Genomic DNA, 20,039 nt, shown 5'->3' with positions numbered 1-20,039 from the left:
TAGGTCACCGCCAGGGGCTTTATCCTGATCAACCCTCACCGGAAACGGTGGGGGTTTTTCTTTTGCACGGCTTCTTTTTATCCGGCTGACGAAGCGCACCGTCCAGGCACTGGATAGCGCTTTTGAGAACGGCTTCCGTCGATATCTGGCCTGGTTTGTCCGTCGAGTCGATGCGATGGACCAGCGCCGCGCACAGTGCGCGCGATATGGACAAGCTGATGCTCATCTATGATGGGGAAGGCGCGCCATGTCGCGCACCTGAGGAGTGCGCACTTGTTTGTCCATGTCGAAACGCGTCGACGCGCCCGGTGGCATTGGGCGACCGCGTTGATCGTGTGTCTTTGCGTCATGTGTTTCGTGGGCCTGGCGTTGACGCCTGTGCCGACGCGCATCGCGCTGTTGCTGGAATGGGGCACGGTGCCCGCCAATATCTTCGATACCCACGAGGCATGGTTGCCGCAGTTGGTGGACCCTGCGTTGCTGCGTCTGTTTACCGCGCTGTTCATTCACGTCACGTGGTTGCACCTGATGAGCAACCTGTTGTTTTTGCTTATTTTCGGTCTGCCGGGCGAGCGGGCGTTGGGGTCGCTGCGGTTCCTGGCGTTGTTCGTGATCGGCGGGATCGTGGCCAACCTGATCGGTGCTTTGTCCCTTGCCGGCGTGCGGTTGCCGATCATCGGTTGCAGCGGCGCGGTCTCGGCGGTGGTGGGCACGTATGTCGCGTTGTTTCCGCGGGCCAAGCTCGGGCTGGTGTTGCCGTTGGGGCTCTATCTGGAATTCGTCCGCGTGCCGGCCTATCTGTTGATCGGTATCTGGGTGCTGCTGCAGTTGCTTTTCAGCTATGCAGGCCCCAGCTACGGCGCCTATGTGTGGTGGGCGCACATCGGCGGATTCATGGTCGGCCTGGTGTTCGCGCTGTTCTCACGCAATGCCGTGGCGCGCCGCTTGCGTTATTGAGTCGGTGGGGGGGGCGCCGCCTTCTGCCCCATGTGGAGATGGACGAACCGACGGAACAACCCGCGGGCCACCGGCGTAGCCGCCACCTCGCGGAAGATCTGGCGCGGGTCGGACCCCTCCCGCTGCATGTCGGCATGTTTGCGCCGGATATAGGCACGCATGACCTCGGCATTGAATTCCGGGTGGAATTGCGCGCTATAGGCCTGCTTGCCATAGCGCACCAGGTGGTTGGGGTCGCGCTCGGAACGGGCGAGCACGGTGGCTTCGGGTGGAATTTCCACAACGCTTTGTTCGTGCGTGGTGTGGGCACGAAAGCTGGTCGGCATTCCCTCGGTGAGGGCGTCAAGCGGGGCGTCGGCCAGGAAGTCGATCGGCAAGGTGCCAATCTCGCGCCCCCCGGGCAAATAATCGACACGGCCGCCCAAGGCGTGCGCCATCAGCTGATGGCCAAAGCAGATGCCGAACATCGGCAGTTCGGCGTCCATGGCGTTGCGGATCCAGCCGGCAGTGAGCTCGCTCCATGCGGCGCGCTCGGTAACCATCGCGGCCGAACCGGTAATGAGCGCTCCCGCCACCTCATTGGGCGCCGGTAGGCGTTCGCCGGCGGTCACGTCGATGACGCGAACCTGGCTGGACGGCAACCGCGCCGCGAGACAGAACCAGTGGGCGAAGTCGCCATGTCGGGCGCGGATGGGTTTGGGCGCGTGACCGGTGCGAATCACCAGAACGGGTTTGGACGGCGGAAAACGGTTGGGTGGAAATTTCATGCGGGCTGGAAGGGCAGGTGGAAAGAGGCGGGTTACGGTGCGCTGTCGCCAAGCGCGTCGATCGGGGGCAATACGGTGAGGATTTCCTGCACGGTGGTGAGGCCTTTGGCGACCTGGTCGGCCGCCGAGATCCGCAACGGGCGCATCCCTTCATCCAGTGCGGCCTGGCCGAACTTGCCAAGATCCAGTTGCGCCGACACAAGCGCCCGCAAGTGCGGGGACAGCATCATCATTTCGTAAATGCCGGTGCGACCCATGAAACCGGTGTTGCGACACTCCAGGCAGCCCACCGGGCGGAACACCTGCTCCGGCACGGGCATCGACCAGCCGTGGGTCAGCACGGCCCACGTGTGGGGATCCTGTGAGGTGGCTTCCTTGCAGTGGACGCACAGCGTTCGCACCAGCCGTTGCGCCACTACGCCGGTGAGCGTGGATTGCAGCAGGTAATGCGGTACGCCCAGATCGAGCAGGCGGGTGATGGCGCTGGGCGCGTCGTTCGTGTGCAGCGTGGACAACACCAGGTGGCCGGTGAGCGACGCCTGCACCGCCATTTGCGCGGTTTCCAGATCGCGGATTTCCCCGATCATGATGATATCGGGATCTTGCCGCAGCAGCGTGCGCACGCCGGCGGCGAAATCGAGATCGATCGATGCCTGCACCTGCATCTGGTTGAACTCGGTCGCCACCATCTCGATCGGGTCTTCCACCGTGCATACGTTGAGTGCCGGCGTGGCCAGATGCTTGAGGGTGGAATAGAGCGTCGTGGTCTTGCCCGAACCGGTGGGGCCGGTGACCAGCACGATGCCGTGCGGACGCTCCACCATGCTGCGCCACTGGGTACCCTCCGAGGCGGAAAAGCCGAGCTGCGCGAAATCCTTCACCACCAGGTCGGGGTCGAAGATACGCATCACCACTTTCTCGCCGAACGCGGTGGGCATGTTCGAGATGCGCAGTTCCACTTCGCGCCCGGCCGACGAGCGTGTCTTGATGCGGCCGTCCTGCGGGCGGCGCTTCTCGGCCACGTCCATGCGGGCGAGGATCTTGATGCGCGCGGTGACCGCCGTCATCACCGGTGGCGGCAGCTCGAACACCTTGTGCATGACGCCGTCGATGCGGAAACGGATCTGGCCGGCCTCGCGGCGTGGTTCCAGATGGATATCCGATGCACGCTGTTCGAACGCGTACTGCAGCAACCAATCGACGATATGCACCACATGGCGATCGTCCGCGCCCACTTCCCCCGTCTTGCCCAGTTCCACCAGTTGCTCGAAGTTGAGCAGGGCGGACGTGTCGTAGCCATTGCCCTTGGCATCCTGCGCCATCTGGATCGAGCGCTGTACGCCGTAGAACTCCTGCAGGTAGCGATTGATGTCCAGCGGGCTGGACACCACCCGCTTCACGTCGCGCCGCAGCATCTGCGACAGGTCGCCGGCCCATGCCGCATCGAACGGTTCGCAGGTGGCGAACGTCACCGAATCAGGGGCGGCGGCGACCGGAAGGATGCGGTGCCTTTGCGCATACGCGTGGCTGACCACCTGGGTGACCGCGCCAGCGTTGATCTTCATCGGATCGATTTTCAGGTACGGCAGGTCGGCTTTCGCCGCCAGCCATTCGGTCAGCGTTTCCAGACTGAGCGGCCGGCCGGGGTCGCGCTGATTGGGCAACTTGGCGTTGGCCACGAGCACCAACGGGTGCAGTTCCACCGTGGCGCGTCCGGCGCGGATACCCATGCGCACCCGTTTCGCATCGTCACCCAGCAGAAAGCCGTCCACCACCAGCGAAGCCAGCAGATCGTCCAGTTGCAGTCGGCCGCGACGGCCGAGCAGCGACGCGATTGGCGGTGACATGGCCATCCGAATGAATTCCCGTGAGCCCCGGCTGGCCGCAACCAGCGTCGAGGCAAGCTGCCGCTATACTAACGCGCTTTATTGCAAGGTCACGGAGAACCATGTCCGCCCGCACGTTCCAGGACATCATCCAGACCCTCAGCCGCTATTGGGCGGCGCAGGGTTGCGTGTTGCTGCAGCCGCTCGATACCGAAGTCGGCGCCGGCACTTTTCATCCCGCAACCTTCCTGCGCGCGCTGGGCCCGGAGCCTTGGGCGGCGGCGTACGTGCAGCCTTCGCGCCGACCCACCGACGGCCGTTATGGCGACAACCCCAATCGCTTGCAGCACTACTACCAGTACCAGGTGGTGCTCAAGCCCAATCCGGAAAACATCCTGGAGTTGTACATCGGTTCGCTGAAAGAGCTGGGCCTCGATCCGCTGGTGCACGACCTGCGCTTCGTCGAGGACAACTGGGAATCGCCCACGCTCGGCGCTTGGGGCTTGGGTTGGGAAGTGTGGTTGAACGGCATGGAAGTGACCCAGTTCACGTACTTCCAGCAGGCCGGCGGACTCGAGTGCCGACCCGTTGCCGGCGAAATCACCTACGGCCTGGAACGCCTGGCGATGTACTTGCAGAACGTGGACAACGTCTACGACCTGGTTTGGACCGACGGCCCGCGCGGCACGGTGACCTACGGCGACGTGTTCCACCAGAACGAAGTGGAGCAGAGCACCTACAACTTCGAGCACGCCAACGTGGCCGAACTGCTGCACTGGTTCGACGTCTGCGAAAGCGAGGCGAACAAACTGGTGGCCGCCAACCTGCCGCTGCCCGCCTACGAACAAGTCATGAAAGCCAGCCACACCTTCAACCTGCTCGACGCCCGTCGCGCCATCAGCGTCACCGAACGCCAGCGCTACATCCTGCGCGTGCGCACCTTGTCGCGCGCCGTGGCTGAAACCTACGTGGCGCAACGGGAGAAACTCGGTTTTCCGGGGCTGAAACAGGCAAAGGAGCAGGCCCGTGGCTGAGCATGAATCGCTGTTGATCGAACTGGGCACCGAAGAGCTGCCGCCCAAGGCGCTGGATGATCTCGCCGCGGCCTTCCTGCGCGGCATCTGTGACGGCCTGGCCAAACGCGGCATCGGCGCCGATCTGGATCACGCCATCCTTTATGCGTCGCCCCGGCGGCTCGCCGTGCATATCCCGCACGTGGCCACCCATCAGCCGCCGCAATCGATCGAACGCCGGGGCCCGGCACTGGCGGCCGCACACGGCAGCGACGGCCAGCCCTCGAAAGCGCTGCTGGGCTTTGCCCATTCCTGCGGCGTCGGTGTTGACCAGTTGGAGAAACTCGAGACCGACAAGGGCGCCTGGTTTGTCTGGCGCACGGTCAACCCGGGCCAGCCGGTTTCGGCGCTGCTGTCCGAGGTCATCAACGAGGCCCTGGGCCATCTGCCGATTCCCAAGGCGATGCGTTGGGCCGATCACGACTACAGCTTCGTGCGCCCCGCGCATTGGCTGGTGATCCTGCACGGGGCCGAGGTCGTTCCCGGCGAAGTGCTGGGCCTGAAGAGCGGCCGCATCTCGCACGGGCACCGTTTCATGCATCCCGAGCCGGTGACGATCGCCGATGCCGACAGCTGGCTGGACACGCTGCGCGCCGCGCACGTGCTGGCCGACCCGGTCGAGCGCCGCCAGCGGATCCACCAGCAGGTTGGGCAGGCCGCGCTCGAAACCGGCGGCGTGCCGCGCATGGATGACGCCCTGCTGGACGAACTGGCCAACCTCACCGAATGGCCCGTGGCGATTGCCTGCACGTTCGAGCGCGACTTTCTCGAAGTGCCGCCCGAGGCGCTGGTGACCACCATGGTCGCCAACCAGAAATTCGTCCCGGTATTCGACGCCAACGGCGCGCTCACCGAACACTTCATCGGCATCGCGAATATCCAGAGCAAGGAGCCAGCCGAGATCCGCAAGGGGTACGAGCGGGTGATCCGGCCGCGTTTCGCCGACGCCAAGTTCTTCTGGGATGAAGACCTCAAGACGCCACTCGCCGACAACCAGGAGTTGCTCAAGAGCGTCACCTATCAGCAGGCGCTGGGCAGTCTGTGGGACAAGAGCGTGCGGGTGGCGGAACTGGCGCGCATCGTCGCCAACCGCGTCGGCGCCGACGCCGGGCTCGCCACGCGTTCCGCAAGCCTGAGCAAATGCGACCTGCTGACCCGCATGGTCGGCGAATTCCCGGAACTGCAGGGCGTGATGGGCCGCTATTACGCCAATCGCCATGGCGAACCGGCCCAGGTGGCGAACGCGCTGGACAGCTATTACCAGCCGCGTTTCGGCGGCGACGCCATCGCCAGCGACGCGATCGGCCAGGTGCTGGCGGTTGCCGAACGACTCGATACGCTGGCCGGCATCTTCGCGATCGGCATGAAACCCGGCGGCAACAAGGATCCCTTCGCCCTGCGCCGCGCCGCGCTCGGCCTGGCGCGTACCTTGATCGAGGCGAGCATGGACCTCGATCTGCATGGCAGCTTCCTGGAAGCGCTGGAACTCATACCCGACAGCGCGCTGTCGGCAGCGCTGAAACCCGGCAAAGATGGCGTCGTACCTGCGCTGAAGCCCGGCCGCCGCGCCGTCCTGGCGGCTGAACTGTGTGATTTCGTGTTCGACCGCCTGCGCGGCTACTACGCCGAGCAGGGCTTCGACACCAACCAGTTCGAGGCCGTCCTGGCCGTGCAGCCGCGCAGCCTCATCGACTTCGACCGCCGCCTGCGTGCCGTGGCGGAATTTGGCCGCCGCCCCGAGGCCACCAGCCTGGCTGCCGCCAACAAACGTGTGGCCAACATCCTGCGCAAATCCGAGACTGACGGATCACCGGCGCCAACTGCCTTGGACTTCGCGCTTTTCGAGAACGACGCCGAGCGCCAGCTGGCCAGCGAACTGGACAGCGCTCGCGACGACACCGCCGAAGCCCTGGTCCAGGGCGATTACACCGCGGTGTTGAGCCGTCTGGCCCAACTGCAGGCGCCGGTGGACCGCTTCTTCGACAGCGTACTGGTTAACGCGGAAGACCCGGCCGTTCGTGCCAATCGGATGGGCTTGCTGCGCCAACTGCAAGACCAGTTCACCGCCATCGCGGATATCGCCAGGCTGTAATCAGCTGACCGTCGGCAGGACGAGGGGCGAGCGATCTGCGCCCCGTACGGCGCCACTTGGCCATTCACAGCATCGGGGATGACCGAAACGGCTCGTTTCGAACTTCTGCTGCGTTTCTCTGGCACCCAATCCGGGGTCGGCGACCCGCCCGGCTGTCAGGGGCTGCGCGCCAGCTCGCTCGGCACGAGGTCGGTGTAATTCGCAAATTCGCTATACGTCAGCCGATGGTCGCCATCGAGATCGTATCGGCCGAACCGCGCCCGAAGCAGCGGCATCCCCGACGGCACCTCCGACCGCGACAGCCCCATGTCACCGTTGCGGTCCAGCGAAAGGAAGGCGTCCGTCGATTCCATCGGCGTCATCACGGCTTGCGGTGAGCGCGCTCCAGCGCTTCGCGGGTGGCTTGTACGTCAAAGTTGCTGAGGAAACCATCGTTGCGTTGTTCACCGGCCGCGTGACTATTACTTAACGTCTTAGCCGATCCAAAGCGCTACCACGAAGGAGGCCAAAGCTCAAGGGGCCAGGTTTCCGTTTCAAGTGTTAATATTCCGTGCAGGTGTGTTAGCAAAGTGTTGACCGCCATGATTCCATGAATTAACGTCGGGCGAACTCCGCAACAACGCCAGTCTATCGACACCACCTTGGGCAACCGCAAAGGCGGCAGTTTAGGGTCTCAACAGTAAGTTTCATGCGCCCGGGTACCGGGTAGAACCTTGGAGTCACCAACTATGAATTCGCGAAATACATCCATCGCGCGCCAGCTTCCTCGTACTGCGCTCGCCATAGCTCTTGGGCTAACCCTTAGCGGCGTGGCGTTTGGTCAGGCGACCACCGGCGCAATTACTGGCACGGTTCCCGCCGGCACGGCGGATACTGTGGTAGTGAGTGGGACCACGGGTATCACTCGCGAGGTTGCGATTGACTCGACTGGCCGTTATACGGTTGGCTCGTTGCCATTAGGCAAATACACGGTCACCCTGCAGAACGATGGGAAAACGGTAGACTCGCGCTCGAACGTCACGCTTCGCGTGGGCTCGAGCACCGATGTTTCTTTCGGTGCCGCGAACACGCAGACTCTCTCTGCGGTAACGGTGCAGGCCAACGCGCTGCCCACTATCGACGTGACCGGCGTGGATTCGCGTACTGTCATTACGGCGGAACAGCTTTCGAAGCTTCCCTTGGCTCGAAACGCCGAGGCGATTGCACGGTTGGCTCCGGGCGTAATTGACAACAACATCTATACCAGCGCCGCGTCCGGCAAAACCTTGAACTCCTTTGGCGGCTCCGCGGTGACAGAGAACGCCTATTATGTCAACGGCTTTGCTACTACCGATCCCCTGAAGAATCTCGGCGGTATCACGCTCCCGTATGGCGCCATCGACCAGATGGAAGTACTCACTGGTGGCTATGGTGCGCAGTACGGTCGTTCTGATGGTGGCGTAATGAGCATCGTCGGCAAACGCGGCACCAATCAGTGGCATTTTGGCGGTAACTTCCAGTGGACACCGTCCTCATTGAAGGCGAGTCCGAAGAACGTCTATTCCGTATATGGGCCGAATGCCGGCAAGATGTACAACTACAACAACGACGACAAGAGCACGACGGTAGAAGGCAGCATCTATGCCGGCGGTCCGTTGATTGAAGATCGTCTGTTTCTTTTCGCTTCGGCAGATGTGGAACGCCAGATGGGCCAGTCGGTCGCGGGCAGCGCGACGACAGCTACCTCAACGCCGAACACGAAGTACAGCTACCAGATGCCGCGTTGGTACGCCAAGTTGGATTGGAACATCAACGACAGCAATACCATCGAATTGACCGGAATGTCTGATAAGCGGAGCTATCAGGCCAACATCTACGATTACGATTACGAGAGCCATTCGCGCGGCGACTTCCTGACGCCCGACAACCCCACCAAGACCGGTGGCGACGCGTACATTGCGAAATACACGAGTTACATCACTGACGATTTCACGGTTAGTGCGTTGTACGGTAAAATGACGACGCGCGAATATACGGGTTTGGGTAATCCCAGCACCGATGCTTATGTTTCCAGTCCGGAACTACAACGCGATGCATTCAACAGTGGCGGCCCGGGTTACAAGGGTACGCAGACCACCGATTCAATCAGTGATCCACGCAACAACAACAAGATCAGCAGCTTTCGCCTGGACTTGAGCTACAAGTTAGGCTCCCACACGCTGGCGGCCGGTATCGATAACCAGACTGCGCGCTCCAATTTCGTTGGTGATACGACAACCGGCCCTGGGTACCGTTGGACGTACTATCACGTAGAAGACAAGGACATCAATACGCCCATTTCCGATGGGCTGGGAGTTGGTGCGCCTGGTGAGAATTTCTACGTCGACCAAATCTACATTTCCAATGCGGCTTCGGTGCGCACGGTGCAGCATGCCCAGTACATTCAGGATGATTGGCAGATCAATGATCGTTGGCTGGTCAAGCTCGGTCTGCGTAACGATCAATTTACCAACTACAACAGCCAGGGCGAGGCCTATATTCGCCTGACCAAGCCGCAGTGGGCACCACGTATCGGATTCAGTTGGGACGTGCTTGGTGATTCCACCTTCAAGGTCTATGGTAATGCGGGCCGTTATTATCTTGCACTGCCGAACAACGTGGCGGTTCGCGGCGCGTCGGGTAGCTTGTTCACCGATCAGTACTTCACCTACGAAGGGGTTGACCCCACCACGGGTGCACCGATCGGCCTGACCCCGATCAATGCCACACCGGTGTCGACAAACAATGAATACGGCCAGGCGCCGGATCCCAAGACGGTGGCTACCAACGACATCAAGGCCGAATACCAGGATGAGTACATCCTCGGATTTGACAAGCAGTTCAATTCAGATTGGCTGTATGGTGCAAAGGCCACTTATCGCAAATTGCGTACCGCAGTGGATGATGTTTGCGATCCAGACAGCATCATCGCGAAGGGCGTGTCGCTCGGATACGACGAAAGCCAATTCGCGGAGATGAATGGCTGCTACTTGTTTAACCCGGGTCGTACCAATAATTACCTTGTCAAACAGGATGATGGCAGCTATATCAACGTCCCGGTGAGCTGGAAAGATTACGGGTTCCCGCCGTTGAAGAGAAGTTATTATGCGGTGAACCTCTACCTCGAGCATCCGTTCGACGGTAAATGGTTCGGACGTATTGACTACGTGTTCTCGCGCAGTTATGGCAACACGGAAGGCCAGACCAAAACCGGCGGCGTACCGGATGGCCAGGATGACGTCTCGCAAACCATCGACTGGGATAACGCTGCTGTCATGGAATATGCGAACGGCCCGCAGTCTTCCGACCGTCCGCATCAGATAAAGATGTATGGTTATTACCAGATTGCACCGGAATGGCTGGTGTCGGCCAATTTGACTGTCATGTCAGGTGCTCCGATCAGCTGCTTGGGCATGACGGGCCCTGATGCCAGTGGCGATCCGTCGGGTTACTCTCCGTGGTACCACTGGTGTGGTGGCGAGCCGTCGTCGCCGGGTAAGACACGCTATCCGTGGACGCGTCGTTTGGACTTGGGCGTGCAATACAGTCCCGCCTTCGCGGATGGCAAGATGGCGATTTCGCTGGATGTCCTGAATGCGTTGAACGAACAAAAGACGACCCAGGCATACTCGATTTACAACACCTCACCCGGTATCGGAAATTACTACTCGGGCTACAAGCGCGTTATTTCGCGCGAGACGCCAAGGTATGTGCGCGTAGGCGTGAGCTACGATTTCTGATCGTTGCATCAAGATAAGCACGTGGGCAGAGCGCCACTTGTTTCGTTCGAAAAAAAAGTCGCTGGGAAACCAGCGACTTTTTTTGTTTGGCGCGTCCGGTCGGCGCTAGTAGGGCGTAAAAGTCCTCATGCTCGCTTGGTGAGGGGAAGATTGGCCGAACGGCACGGGTTTCGCATCTGGGTTTGATGTCGTTGCGATTGCGGGCGACTTCGGTATCTGTCATGAGCGACTGGACGTGGAACCGCACGTGTGGCGACATCGGTATGGCCGGCCCCTGCCCGGGGCCGGCGATTGCCAAGCGGCGCGGGCGCAGCCCCAAGGGGCGGCAGGTGTTGAAATGAGCGGTATCCGCACGAGTCCGGTTGACTTTTCCAGCCGGACTGTTTCCGCTATGCTCCGGGTTTCCCCCGCGAATGACTGTGGCGTTACGACGTCTGACAGGTTCGTGTCCGTTGAACGCAGAATTCGAGGTTTCCCCATGCGCAAGCTGGTTTTGTTGCTGACGTCACTTGCGGCGTTGGTTTTGGCCGGGTGCAATGCATCCCCTTCGTCGCAGCAGAACGGAGCGGGCGTTGCCGCGTCGGGCAGCGCGGCTTCCGACGTCGTGGCCAACGTGGTGAGCGGCACGGTTGCTTTGCGCGAGCCGGCGCAGTTGTCGCCGAAGGCGAACCTGGTGATCAGCCTTGTCAACGTGTCGTCGACGGCGCAGACCGGCACGGCGCCGCTGGCCAGCAAGACGGTGTCGCCCGCGACGACGTTTCCTCAGTCGTTCGAGCTCACTTTCGATCCCGCCAAAGTCAATCCGTCGGACCTGTATGTGGTCAAGGCGCAGCTGACCGATGGCGAACGCCAGTACACCATGCCGCTGCAGGCTCCCGTGCTGACCAATGGCGCCAAGAACGAAGTGTCGATCCAACTGGTGGCCGAGCAGACTGCGGCAGAGAAGGACCTGGCTGCGTTCAATTCACTGGAGCAGCAGATCGGCGGCATGATGGTCAAGAGCGGCACCAAGCTGGGTGACGGCGTCTCCCGCGGGTGGCAGATTTTCCGTCAGGCCGGTGATATCAAGTTCATCCGCGAGCTGGTGGATTACGGCGACAAGGGCTTTACCAGCACCGATTTCGCCTACCGGGATGGCAAGCCGTGGGCGGCGGTGCAGCAGAAGAAGGCCAGCCGGACCGCCAAGCCGACGTCCACCGACAGCGCGAGCTGGGCCGAGAACGGCACCCTGGTGCTGAAACTGCACGAGGCGGATGGCAAGACCGAGACGCTGGATTCCGATACGGCGTCGAGCTTGCACCAGCAGGCCGTGAACATCCTGAGCCTGGCGACGGGCGGCAAGAACAAGTAGCAGCAGGCTTCCCCTGCAGCAGATAAAAAAAGGCCGCCAGCGCAAACTGGCGGCTTTTTTCATGGCGATCAGATCATCAGAAGCCGATCTTCATGCCGATGTTGACGCTGTTGTACTTCTGGCTGTTGTCGCTGAAGCGGCCGCTGTAGCCGATCCAGCTGCTGATGTTGGACGTCAGCTGCGCCGATAGGCCCACGTCGGCGGTGCCCCAGCTGTCGTCGGGGATGAAGCCGGTCAGGGCGAAGGTGCCGCTCATGCTGTTGAGGCCGGCGCTGACGGTGCGCGGATCGGCCTTGCTGTCGTGGTTCCAGGCCACTTCGGCGTAAGGCGACAGCACGGTGTTGCCGGCCTGCCAATGGCCTTGCAGGCGCCAGCCGGCGGTAGCCACCAGCGCGTCGCGCTGCTGCCGACCAAACCACATCGCGGTGCTGTCGTTGCCGTTTTCGGTGTAGCCATTGATCTTGACGGTCTGCCATTCCACGGTGGCGAACGGCCCGGTACGCAGGTCATTGAAATCGAACCACCAGCCACCGGTCAGCCCGCCGCCCAGATGCGAGCCGTCAGCCTTGCCCGTTTCGCTCCGATGGGCGGCGCCGATCGCCACGCGACGCTCGATGTCCTTGAAGTTGGATTGTCCGAAGTTCGCGTAACCGCCCACGTAGCCGCCGCCGGCATGGTAGGTGACATAAGCCTGGCCGCTGATGTCCTGCAGCTTGTAGCCGCCACCGCCGGCGAAATCGGCGGTGTGCTGGCCCACGCCCAGCGCCATGCCGGCGGAAACATGATCGGTGGCGCGCACGTCGGCGCCCAGCGTCAGGTTGACGTTGTTGCTGTCGGTTTTCGGTGCGCCGTTGACGGCCTTGAAGCGCTGGCGGCCGTAATCGATGTTGACGAAGGCGCGCGTGTCGCTGCCGGCGCTGTCGGCCAGCATCTCGTTGCGGATCGCGCGGGTCTGCGCGTTGTTGGCGGCCAGCGGGGCTTCGCCCAGCAGCGATACCTGTTCCGGCGCGCGCAGTACCGACAGCACGTATTGGCCCAGCATGGCGTGGGCCGCGGTCGTGGGATGCACGCCATCGGCGAACAGGTAGCTGTTTTCCGTACCCGGCGCATAAGTGACCGTGGCGCCCGGCGTGCCTTGCGGCGCGCACGCCACCGAGCTGCCGCTGCCGCCGGTGCAGGCCGGGTCAGTGACATTGCTGAAGCCGTACATCTGCGGGTTGGCCACCACTTCGTTCAACAGGCTGTAGGTGTTGATCGGGATGATGCCGGTGCCCAACCGCGAAATACCGGCGTTGAGCTGGCCGTTGAAGATCAGGCTCAAGCCGCTCAGCGAGGCGGCCGCTTCCGCGCCCTGCGACCTGGCCGAGGGCGTGATGCCCACGTTGGGCAGGTTGAACACCAGGATGTTGGTGGCGCCCGCGGCCTGCAGCTCGCCGATCAGCTTGACCTCCTGCTGCGCGGCGGCGGCGACATTGGCCTGCACCTGCTCGGCCGTTTCGAACGAACTGACGCCGGCGGTCGCCATGACCTGCGAACTGATCTGTGCGGCCACCTGTGCGGCCGTCGTGGCCGGCAAGCCCGCTGTATTGGCAGCGATCAACTGCTGCGCGGTCGCGCCGGCACCTGCGGCGGTGGCGTGATAGAAAATATCGTTGGCACCACCCCAGACCGAATAAAGCGCCTTGCCATCCACTGCGCCGGCCGCCAGATAGCCATCGATTTGCGATGTAAGCGTCGGTACGCCTGCAGGCGTACCCGGCGAGTTGGTGTTGACGCCGGCGCCGCCCCACGCGTAGTCGCTGCCGCCGGCAAGAGAGGGTGCCAGCTGGAAGCCCAGATCCGTCGCCACGTTTTCGATCGTGGTGGTGCCAGGGTTGGTGGTGAACCGCATGGGCACCGGCGATTGCGCGAACATGGAAAGGTTGCCGCTGTCGCTGAGGCTGTCACCAAAAACGACGACGTTGCTGAACTGGGCGGCGCTGGCACTGGCGCTGAATAGCAGTGCTGCGGAAATGGCCCCGGCGAGATAACGAGAACGCGGCATGGAAGCACTCCTGATCGGAAAACTTGTTATGTCCGAGTTACGTTAATCCAATCCATACGGAAGCGCATGCTGCGGTGCACGGCGGCCGGGGCGCGGCGTCAGCGCTCGCGCGCCTTGGCCAACGCATCGGCAAAAGCGCTGTTCGCGGGAGGGGTGGTCGGCTTGGGCACACCGCCGCCGGAGCGTGTGCCGCCGCGCCCATCGCGGGCGCCGCCACGTGACGACGGCTCGCCATTGCCCGCCGGTTTGCCGCCGCGCGCCTGGCCCGGTTCGTCATCCAGTCGCATGCTCAGCCCGATGCGCTGGCGCGGCAGGTCGACTTCCATAACCTTGACCTTGACGATGTCGCCGGCCTTCACCGCATCACGCGGATCCTTGACGAAGGTGTGCGACAGCGCCGACACATGGACCAGCCCGTCCTGGTGCACGCCGATGTCGACGAATGCGCCGAAGGCGGCCACGTTGGTGACGCGGCCTTCGAGGATCATGCCGGGCTTGAGATCCTTCACGTCCTCCACGCCTTCGGCGAAAGTAGGCGCCACGAATTCGGGGCGCGGATCGCGGCCGGGCTTTTCCAGCTCCTTCAGGATGTCGCGCACGGTGGGCACGCCAAACTTTTCGTCGGTGAACTGTTCGGGCTTCAGCGCGCGCAGGAAGCTGGCGTCGCCGATGACGCTTCTCACCTCGCGGCCGCACTGCGCGATGATGCGCTCGACCACCGGGTAGGCCTCCGGATGCACCGCGCTGGCGTCCAGCGGATTGTCGCCGTTGGATACGCGCAGGAAGCCGGCGCACTGCTCGAACGCCTTGTCGCCCAGCCGCGGCACTTTCAGCAGCGCCTTGCGGTTGGCGAACGGGCCGTTGCCGTCGCGGTGCTTCACCACGTTTTCAGCCACGCTGGCGGAAAGGCCGGCTACCCGCGACAGCAGCGCGGCCGAAGCGGTGTTCACGTCCACGCCGACCGCGTTGACGCAATCCTCCACGCGGGCGTCCAGTGCGCGCGCCAGCTTGATCTGGTTCACGTCGTGTTGATACTGGCCCACGCCGATGGCCTTGGGTTCGATCTTCACCAGTTCGGCCAGCGGATCCTGCAGCCGGCGCGCGATCGACACGGCGCCGCGCAGGCTCACGTCGAGGTTGGGGAATTCCTTTGCCGCGGTTTCCGAGGCGGAATACACCGAGGCGCCGGCCTCGCTCACCACCACCTTCGACAGCTTGTGCTCCGGGTGGGTCTTGGCGAGGCCCTTGATGAGTTCGGCGGCCAGCTTGTCGGTTTCGCGCGAGGCGGTGCCGTTGCCGATGGCGATCAGGTCCACGCCGTGCTGCTTGCACAGCCGCGCCAGCGCGGCCAGCGATTCGGTCCACTGTCGTCGCGGCTCCAGCGGATAGATGGTGTCGGTGGCCAGCAGTTTGCCGGTGGGATCGACCACGGCCACCTTGCAGCCGGTGCGGATGCCCGGGTCCAGGCCCATCACGGTTTTGGCGCCGGCCGGTGCGGCCAGCATCAGGTCTTTCAGGTTGTCGCCGAAGACACGGATCGCTTCGTCCTCGGCGCCTTCGCGCACGCGGCCGAACAGGTCCAGGGTCAGGTGCAGATGCAGTTTCACGCGCCAGGTCAGGCGCACGGTTTCGCGTAGCCAGGCATCGGCAGCGCGGCCGCGGTTGTGGATGTCGGCGCGGGCGGCCACGCGGCCTTCGGCCTCGGCGTGGCCCTGGTCGGCGTCGGTATCGGGCGCCAGTTCCAGCTCCAGCACGCCTTCATTGCGCGCACGCATCAACGCCAGCAGACGATGCGAGGGGATCTTGCCGATCGGTTCGACGTGATCGAAGTAGTCGCGGAATTTCGCGCCTGCCGCCTCCTTGCCTTCAACCAGCTTGGCGCGGATCTGGCCCTTGCTCCACAGCCAGTCGCGCAGCTCGCCGACCAGCGCGGCATCCTCGGCGATGCTTTCCATCAGGATGGCGCGGGCGCCGTCCAGCGCCGCGCGTACGTCGGCCACACCTTTTTCCGTATCGACGAAGGCCTCGGCGAAGGCTTCCGGCGTTTGCGTGGGGTCGTTGCGCAGGCCCAGCGCCAGCGGTTCCAGCCCGGCTTCACGGGCGATCTGCGCCTTGGTGCGGCGCTTGGGTTTGTACGGCAGGTACAGATCTTCCAGCCGCGCCTTGGTGTCGGCCGCGAGCAAGTCGCTTTTCAGCGCGTCGGTGAGCTTGCCCTGTTCCTCGATGCTGGCCAGGATCGCCGCGCGCCGGTCTTCCATCTCGCGCAGGTAGTGCAGGCGATCTTCCAGCAGGCGCAGTTGCGTGTCGTCGAGCCCGCCGGTGACTTCCTTGCGATAGCGCGCGATGAACGGCACGGTGGCGCCGCCATCGAGCAGATCCACGGCGGCGCGAACCTGTTCGGTCCTGGCGGCGATATCGTTGGCGATGCGTTGTTCGATGCTGAGCATGGGTGGCTTTCAATTCCTGGCGACGGCGCGTGGCGTCGGTTCACTGTGGTCGAACCGCCGATGATAACAAGCAGGCCAACGCTGTTCAGCGCGCGGCGCGCGGATCAGTTCGGCCGCGGATTCGAGGGGTCTCGCTCGGGCGCCGTGCTTCAGGGCGACGGCGCCGATGCCGGTCAGGCACTGAACGTGTTGCTGTTGCCGGGCGGCGATGAGGGGTTGCCTGCGTCGCTGGCGCGGCCGTTCAACACCAGGGTTTTTGCCAGCATGTCGTGCAGGCCCTGGTGACGCGAGGTCCAGGCGACCGTCAGATAGCTGATCAGCGGAATCAGCGCGGTAATCGCGTTGGCCAGCCGGACCGCATTGCGCAGCGCGCTGCGGGCGAAGCCGAGGCGCTGGCCATCCATGTCGGTAACGCGCAGTCCGAGCGCCAGCTTGCCCGGCGTGGCTTGCCACCGTGAGCACTCGAAAAACGCGTAATAGAGGAAGCCCACCAGCAGCGACCACATCGCCGCCGGCCGCACCGTGCGGGAATAGTCGGCCATTGCCACCATCGGGGCGATGCCGCTTTCCACCTGGCTCATGAAGTGCTCGAACGCGGCCGGCGCACCCATCGACAGGGCGATCAGGGCGGTGGGCAGCAACAGGATGAGATAGTCGATGATCCAGGCGCCGAGGCGCTTCCAGAAACTGGCCACGTCCTCCAGTGCGCTGTCGTTGATGGTCGGCAGCGGCGGCACCCGCGGGGCGTCGGAGGTTTCGGGTTGCGCCTGGGGGAAAAGCACCGACAGCGGTTGCCAGTCGGCCAGCCCTTCGTACCAGCCCAGGTCGGCGGGGCTGACTTCCCCGCTGGCCAGCCATTGGCGGATATCGGCTTCCGTATACGGGCCGTGGCGCTCACCGTCCCGACCGATCCAGACTTCCATCGTGCATGTTCCTGCTTGGTGATGCCGGCCATGATGCCATGCGCAGGCGGAGGCGATGTGACCGGAAACTCCGGAAGTCAGGCCGCGTCGCGACGTTTCAGATGCACCAGCAGCAACGAAATGGCGGCGGGAGTCACGCCGCTGACGCGGGCCGCCTGGCCGACGGTGGCGGGCAGCGTGCGCTTCAGCTTCAGCAGCACTTCGGCGGACAGCCCGCGCACCTTGTCGTAGTCGAAGCTGGCGGGAATGGCGGTGTGCTCGTGGCGCCGCTGGCGCTCGATCTCCTCGCGCTGGCGTTCGAGGTAGCCAGCGTACTTGATCTGCACCTCGACCTGCGCGGCCACGTCGTCGCGCGCCACGGCAGGGCCGAATTCGGTGATGGCAGTGAGCTGGGCGTAGTCGATTTCCGGCCGGCGCAGCAGATCCGCGGCGCTGGTTTCGCGGCTCACCGCAATGCCAAGTTCGCGTTCGACGGCCGCCCCGAATCCATTGTTGGGGCCGGCCCACAAACCGCCCAGCCGCTGCATTTCGCGCTCGACGGCCTCGCGTTTGGCGCGCAGCGCATCGAAGCGCGCCTGCGGCACCACGCCCAGCGCGTGGCCGGTTTCGGTGAGGCGCAGGTCGGCGTTGTCCTCGCGCAGGTGCAGCCGGTATTCCGCGCGCGAGGTGAACATGCGGTACGGCTCGATGGTGCCATTGCTGGTGAGGTCGTCGATCAGCACGCCGATGTAGGCCTCGTCGCGGCGCGGATACCACGGCGCCTTGCCTTGCACGGCCAGCGCAGCGTTCATGCCGGCGATCAGCCCTTGCGCGGCCGCTTCCTCGTAGCCGGTGGTGCCGTTGATCTGGCCGGCGAAGTACAGGCCGGGGATCGTCTTGGTCTCCAGCCACGGGTTGAGTCCGCGCGGGTCGAAATAATCGTATTCGATGGCGTAGCCCGGACGGGTGATGTGCGCGTTCTCGAAACCCTTGATCGAGCGCACCAGCGCCAGCTGCACGTCGAACGGCAGCGAGGTGGAGATGCCGTTGGGGTAGATCTCGAAGGTGTCCAGCCCTTCGGGCTCGATGAAGATCTGGTGCGAGGACTTCTCCGCGAAGCGCACCACCTTGTCCTCGATCGACGGGCAATAGCGCGGGCCGATACCCTCGATCTGGCCGGTGTACAGCGGTGAGCGGTCCAGCGCGCCGCGGATCAGTTCGTGGGTGTGCTCGGACGTGTGGGTGATCCAGCAGCTGACCTGGCGCGGGTGTTCGTCGCGGGTGCCGAGGTAGGAAAATACAGGTGCCGGAGAGTCGCCGGGCTGTTCCTGCAGCGTGCTGAAATCGATGCTGCGCTGGTCGATGCGCGGCGGCGTGCCGGTCTTCAGGCGGTCCGTGGCGATCGGCAACTCGCGCAGTTTCGCGGCCAATGCGCTGGAAGGTGGATCGCCAGCGCGGCCGCCGGCGTATTGCGCCGGCCCGATGTGGATCTTGCCGGCGAGGAAGGTGCCGGCGGTAAGCACCACCGCCCGCGCGCCAAACGACAAGCCCATCTGCGTGACCACGCCGCAGACGCGGCCGTTCTCGATGATGAGGTCGTCCACCGCCTGCTGGAACAGATCCAGGTTGGGCTGGGTTTCCACAATGTGGCGGATCGCCGCCTTGTACAGCCCACGATCGGCCTGGCAGCGGGTGGCGCGCACGGCGGGGCCTTTCGACGCATTCAGGGTGCGCCACTGGATGCCGGCACGGTCGGCGGCGTGCGCCATCGCACCGCCCAGCGCATCGACCTCCTTCACCAGGTGGCCTTTGCCGATCCCGCCGATGGCAGGGTTGCAGCTCATCTGCCCGATCGTCTCGATGTTGTGGCTGAGCAACAGCGTGCGCGCGCCGGTGCGCGCGGCGGCAAGCGCTGCTTCGGTGCCGGCATGGCCGCCGCCGATCACGATGACGTCGTAGTGGGTGGGATGACGCATGAAACTGCCCTGGTCGTGCAAAAGGTGACGAAATACGCGCAATGGTACTGCCATCAACCCGTTGCGGCAGGAGTTGGCTGTGCTGGCACGCATCCTGCTTTTCCCGGGCTGCACTTTCCCGGGCAGACGCTGCGCCCGGCGCGCCGAGATCGAACGACAGGGGTTTGATCGCGTACCGGGAAAGGAAGCCTAGACGGCACCCTTTGGGGTGCCGTCGCCTTTTGCGGAGCCGGAAAAACCAGACCCGCGACAAGCGCGGGTTGCGGAGCTGGAAAAGCCAGACCCCGCGCAAGCGCGGGTTGCGGAGCCGGAAAAGCCAGACCCCGCGCAAGCGCGGGGTCTGGGGGCTGCTTAGATCTGGCGTCCGGCGGTCTCAGGAACAGGGGGAATCCAGGATGACCGTGTTGCCGGACGCCAGAAGCCGTGAAAACTGGCGCGTTCAAGGCCAAGCGGCGGTCTTGAAGCTTCAGTCGATATTTACTCCGCGCGCGTGAACACGCAGTGACTGGCGCGGGAGTTTGTGTCCAATAGCGGCAACAGCTGACACTCCACGGCAGCCGAGGCCTACATTTCCGCTCGTGAGCGGATCTCCCCCTCTTTTTGGCATGCCGGTTGCAGCAGGCACGGCAACCCAGGGAGGACGTTTGACCATGAACTTCGATTTTGAACCGGTGTATGCCCATCACGATCTGTTGATCGAAATGGGCCGGGTGGAACTGGCCATGGAAAATATCGAGGAGCGCGCGGGCGAGGAAAGCTCCAGCCTGCTGCCACGACTGGTTTCGCGCATGAACAACCTGCGCGAGGCGCTGGACCATCTGCCCGCCTGATCCAGCCCCTTGCGAC

At 63.6% G+C, this 20,039-nt stretch carries 13 protein-coding genes; 6 read left to right on the top strand and 7 right to left on the bottom strand.

Annotated features, from left to right (window positions below):
• Positions 1–273 precede the first annotated feature (273 nt).
• The gene (locus tag ACFPK0_RS14445; RefSeq protein ID WP_377341738.1) at positions 274–957 is read left to right on the top strand and encodes a rhomboid family intramembrane serine protease; all 684 of its coding nucleotides are present in this window, start codon (positions 274–276) and stop codon (positions 955–957) included.
• Here the strand turns inward: ACFPK0_RS14445 and ACFPK0_RS14440 are convergent.
• The gene (locus ACFPK0_RS14440; RefSeq protein WP_377341736.1) at positions 951–1,724 is read right to left on the bottom strand and encodes a glutamine amidotransferase; all 774 of its coding nucleotides are present in this window, start codon (positions 1,722–1,724) and stop codon (positions 951–953) included. The two genes, ACFPK0_RS14445 and ACFPK0_RS14440, sit on opposite strands and share 7 nt — an antisense overlap.
• Before the next feature lie 32 nt (positions 1,725–1,756).
• Entirely contained in the window at positions 1,757–3,577 is a 1,821-nt protein-coding gene (gene tfpB, locus ACFPK0_RS14435) for a type IV pilus assembly ATPase TfpB (protein ID WP_056608049.1), read from the bottom strand.
• A gap of 74 nt (positions 3,578–3,651) precedes the next feature.
• On the opposite strand from tfpB, the gene glyQ reads away from it, so the two are divergent.
• Together glyQ and glyS are read left to right on the top strand one after the other, a co-directional pair.
• On the top strand, positions 3,652–4,584 hold the full coding sequence (glyQ, locus tag ACFPK0_RS14430) for a glycine--tRNA ligase subunit alpha (RefSeq protein ID WP_377341753.1): 933 nt from the start codon (positions 3,652–3,654) through the stop codon (positions 4,582–4,584).
• The gene (glyS, locus tag ACFPK0_RS14425; protein ID WP_377341733.1) at positions 4,577–6,715 is read left to right on the top strand and encodes a glycine--tRNA ligase subunit beta; all 2,139 of its coding nucleotides are present in this window, start codon (positions 4,577–4,579) and stop codon (positions 6,713–6,715) included. The genes glyQ and glyS overlap by 8 nt, the downstream gene beginning before the upstream one ends.
• Positions 6,716–6,870: 155 nt before the next feature.
• Here glyS and ACFPK0_RS14420 read toward each other — a convergent pair whose 3' ends face one another.
• Positions 6,871–7,077 (bottom strand): EF-hand domain-containing protein, encoded by a 207-nt coding sequence (locus ACFPK0_RS14420; RefSeq protein WP_377341731.1) that lies wholly within the window; start codon positions 7,075–7,077, stop codon positions 6,871–6,873.
• Positions 7,078–7,443: 366 nt separating this feature from the next.
• On the opposite strand from ACFPK0_RS14420, the gene ACFPK0_RS14415 reads away from it, so the two are divergent.
• Entirely contained in the window at positions 7,444–10,473 is a 3,030-nt protein-coding gene (locus ACFPK0_RS14415; RefSeq protein WP_377341729.1) for a TonB-dependent receptor, read from the top strand.
• Positions 10,474–10,810: 337 nt separating this feature from the next.
• On the top strand, positions 10,811–11,824 hold the full coding sequence (locus ACFPK0_RS14410) for a YbaY family lipoprotein (RefSeq protein ID WP_377341727.1): 1,014 nt from the start codon (positions 10,811–10,813) through the stop codon (positions 11,822–11,824).
• Between the two features lie 76 nt (positions 11,825–11,900).
• Here the strand turns inward: ACFPK0_RS14410 and ACFPK0_RS14405 are convergent, their stop codons facing one another.
• The 4 genes from ACFPK0_RS14405 to mnmG form a co-directional block, all read right to left on the bottom strand.
• Entirely contained in the window at positions 11,901–13,868 is a 1,968-nt protein-coding gene (locus tag ACFPK0_RS14405; RefSeq protein WP_377341725.1) for an autotransporter domain-containing protein, read from the bottom strand.
• A gap of 98 nt (positions 13,869–13,966) precedes the next feature.
• Positions 13,967–16,315 (bottom strand): Tex family protein, encoded by a 2,349-nt coding sequence (locus ACFPK0_RS14400; RefSeq protein WP_377341723.1) that lies wholly within the window; start codon positions 16,313–16,315, stop codon positions 13,967–13,969.
• Positions 16,316–16,488: 173 nt separating this feature from the next.
• A complete protein-coding gene (locus ACFPK0_RS14395) occupies positions 16,489–17,238 on the bottom strand; it encodes an RDD family protein (RefSeq protein ID WP_056608038.1) in 750 nt (249 codons plus the stop codon).
• A gap of 77 nt (positions 17,239–17,315) precedes the next feature.
• Entirely contained in the window at positions 17,316–19,193 is a 1,878-nt protein-coding gene (mnmG, locus tag ACFPK0_RS14390) for a tRNA uridine-5-carboxymethylaminomethyl(34) synthesis enzyme MnmG (protein ID WP_377341721.1), read from the bottom strand.
• A 650-nt stretch (positions 19,194–19,843) separates the two neighbouring features.
• Here mnmG and ACFPK0_RS14385 point away from each other — a divergent pair.
• Entirely contained in the window at positions 19,844–20,023 is a 180-nt protein-coding gene (locus ACFPK0_RS14385) for a hypothetical protein (RefSeq protein WP_235577638.1), read from the top strand.
• Positions 20,024–20,039 lie beyond the last annotated feature (16 nt).

It is taken from the genome of Rhodanobacter ginsenosidimutans, assembly GCF_042655685.1.
In the GTDB taxonomy this organism is placed as follows: domain Bacteria; phylum Pseudomonadota; class Gammaproteobacteria; order Xanthomonadales; family Rhodanobacteraceae; genus Rhodanobacter; species Rhodanobacter ginsenosidimutans.
Note: the sequence above shows the minus strand (reverse complement) of the source record. Positions and strands in the feature narration are given on the sequence as shown.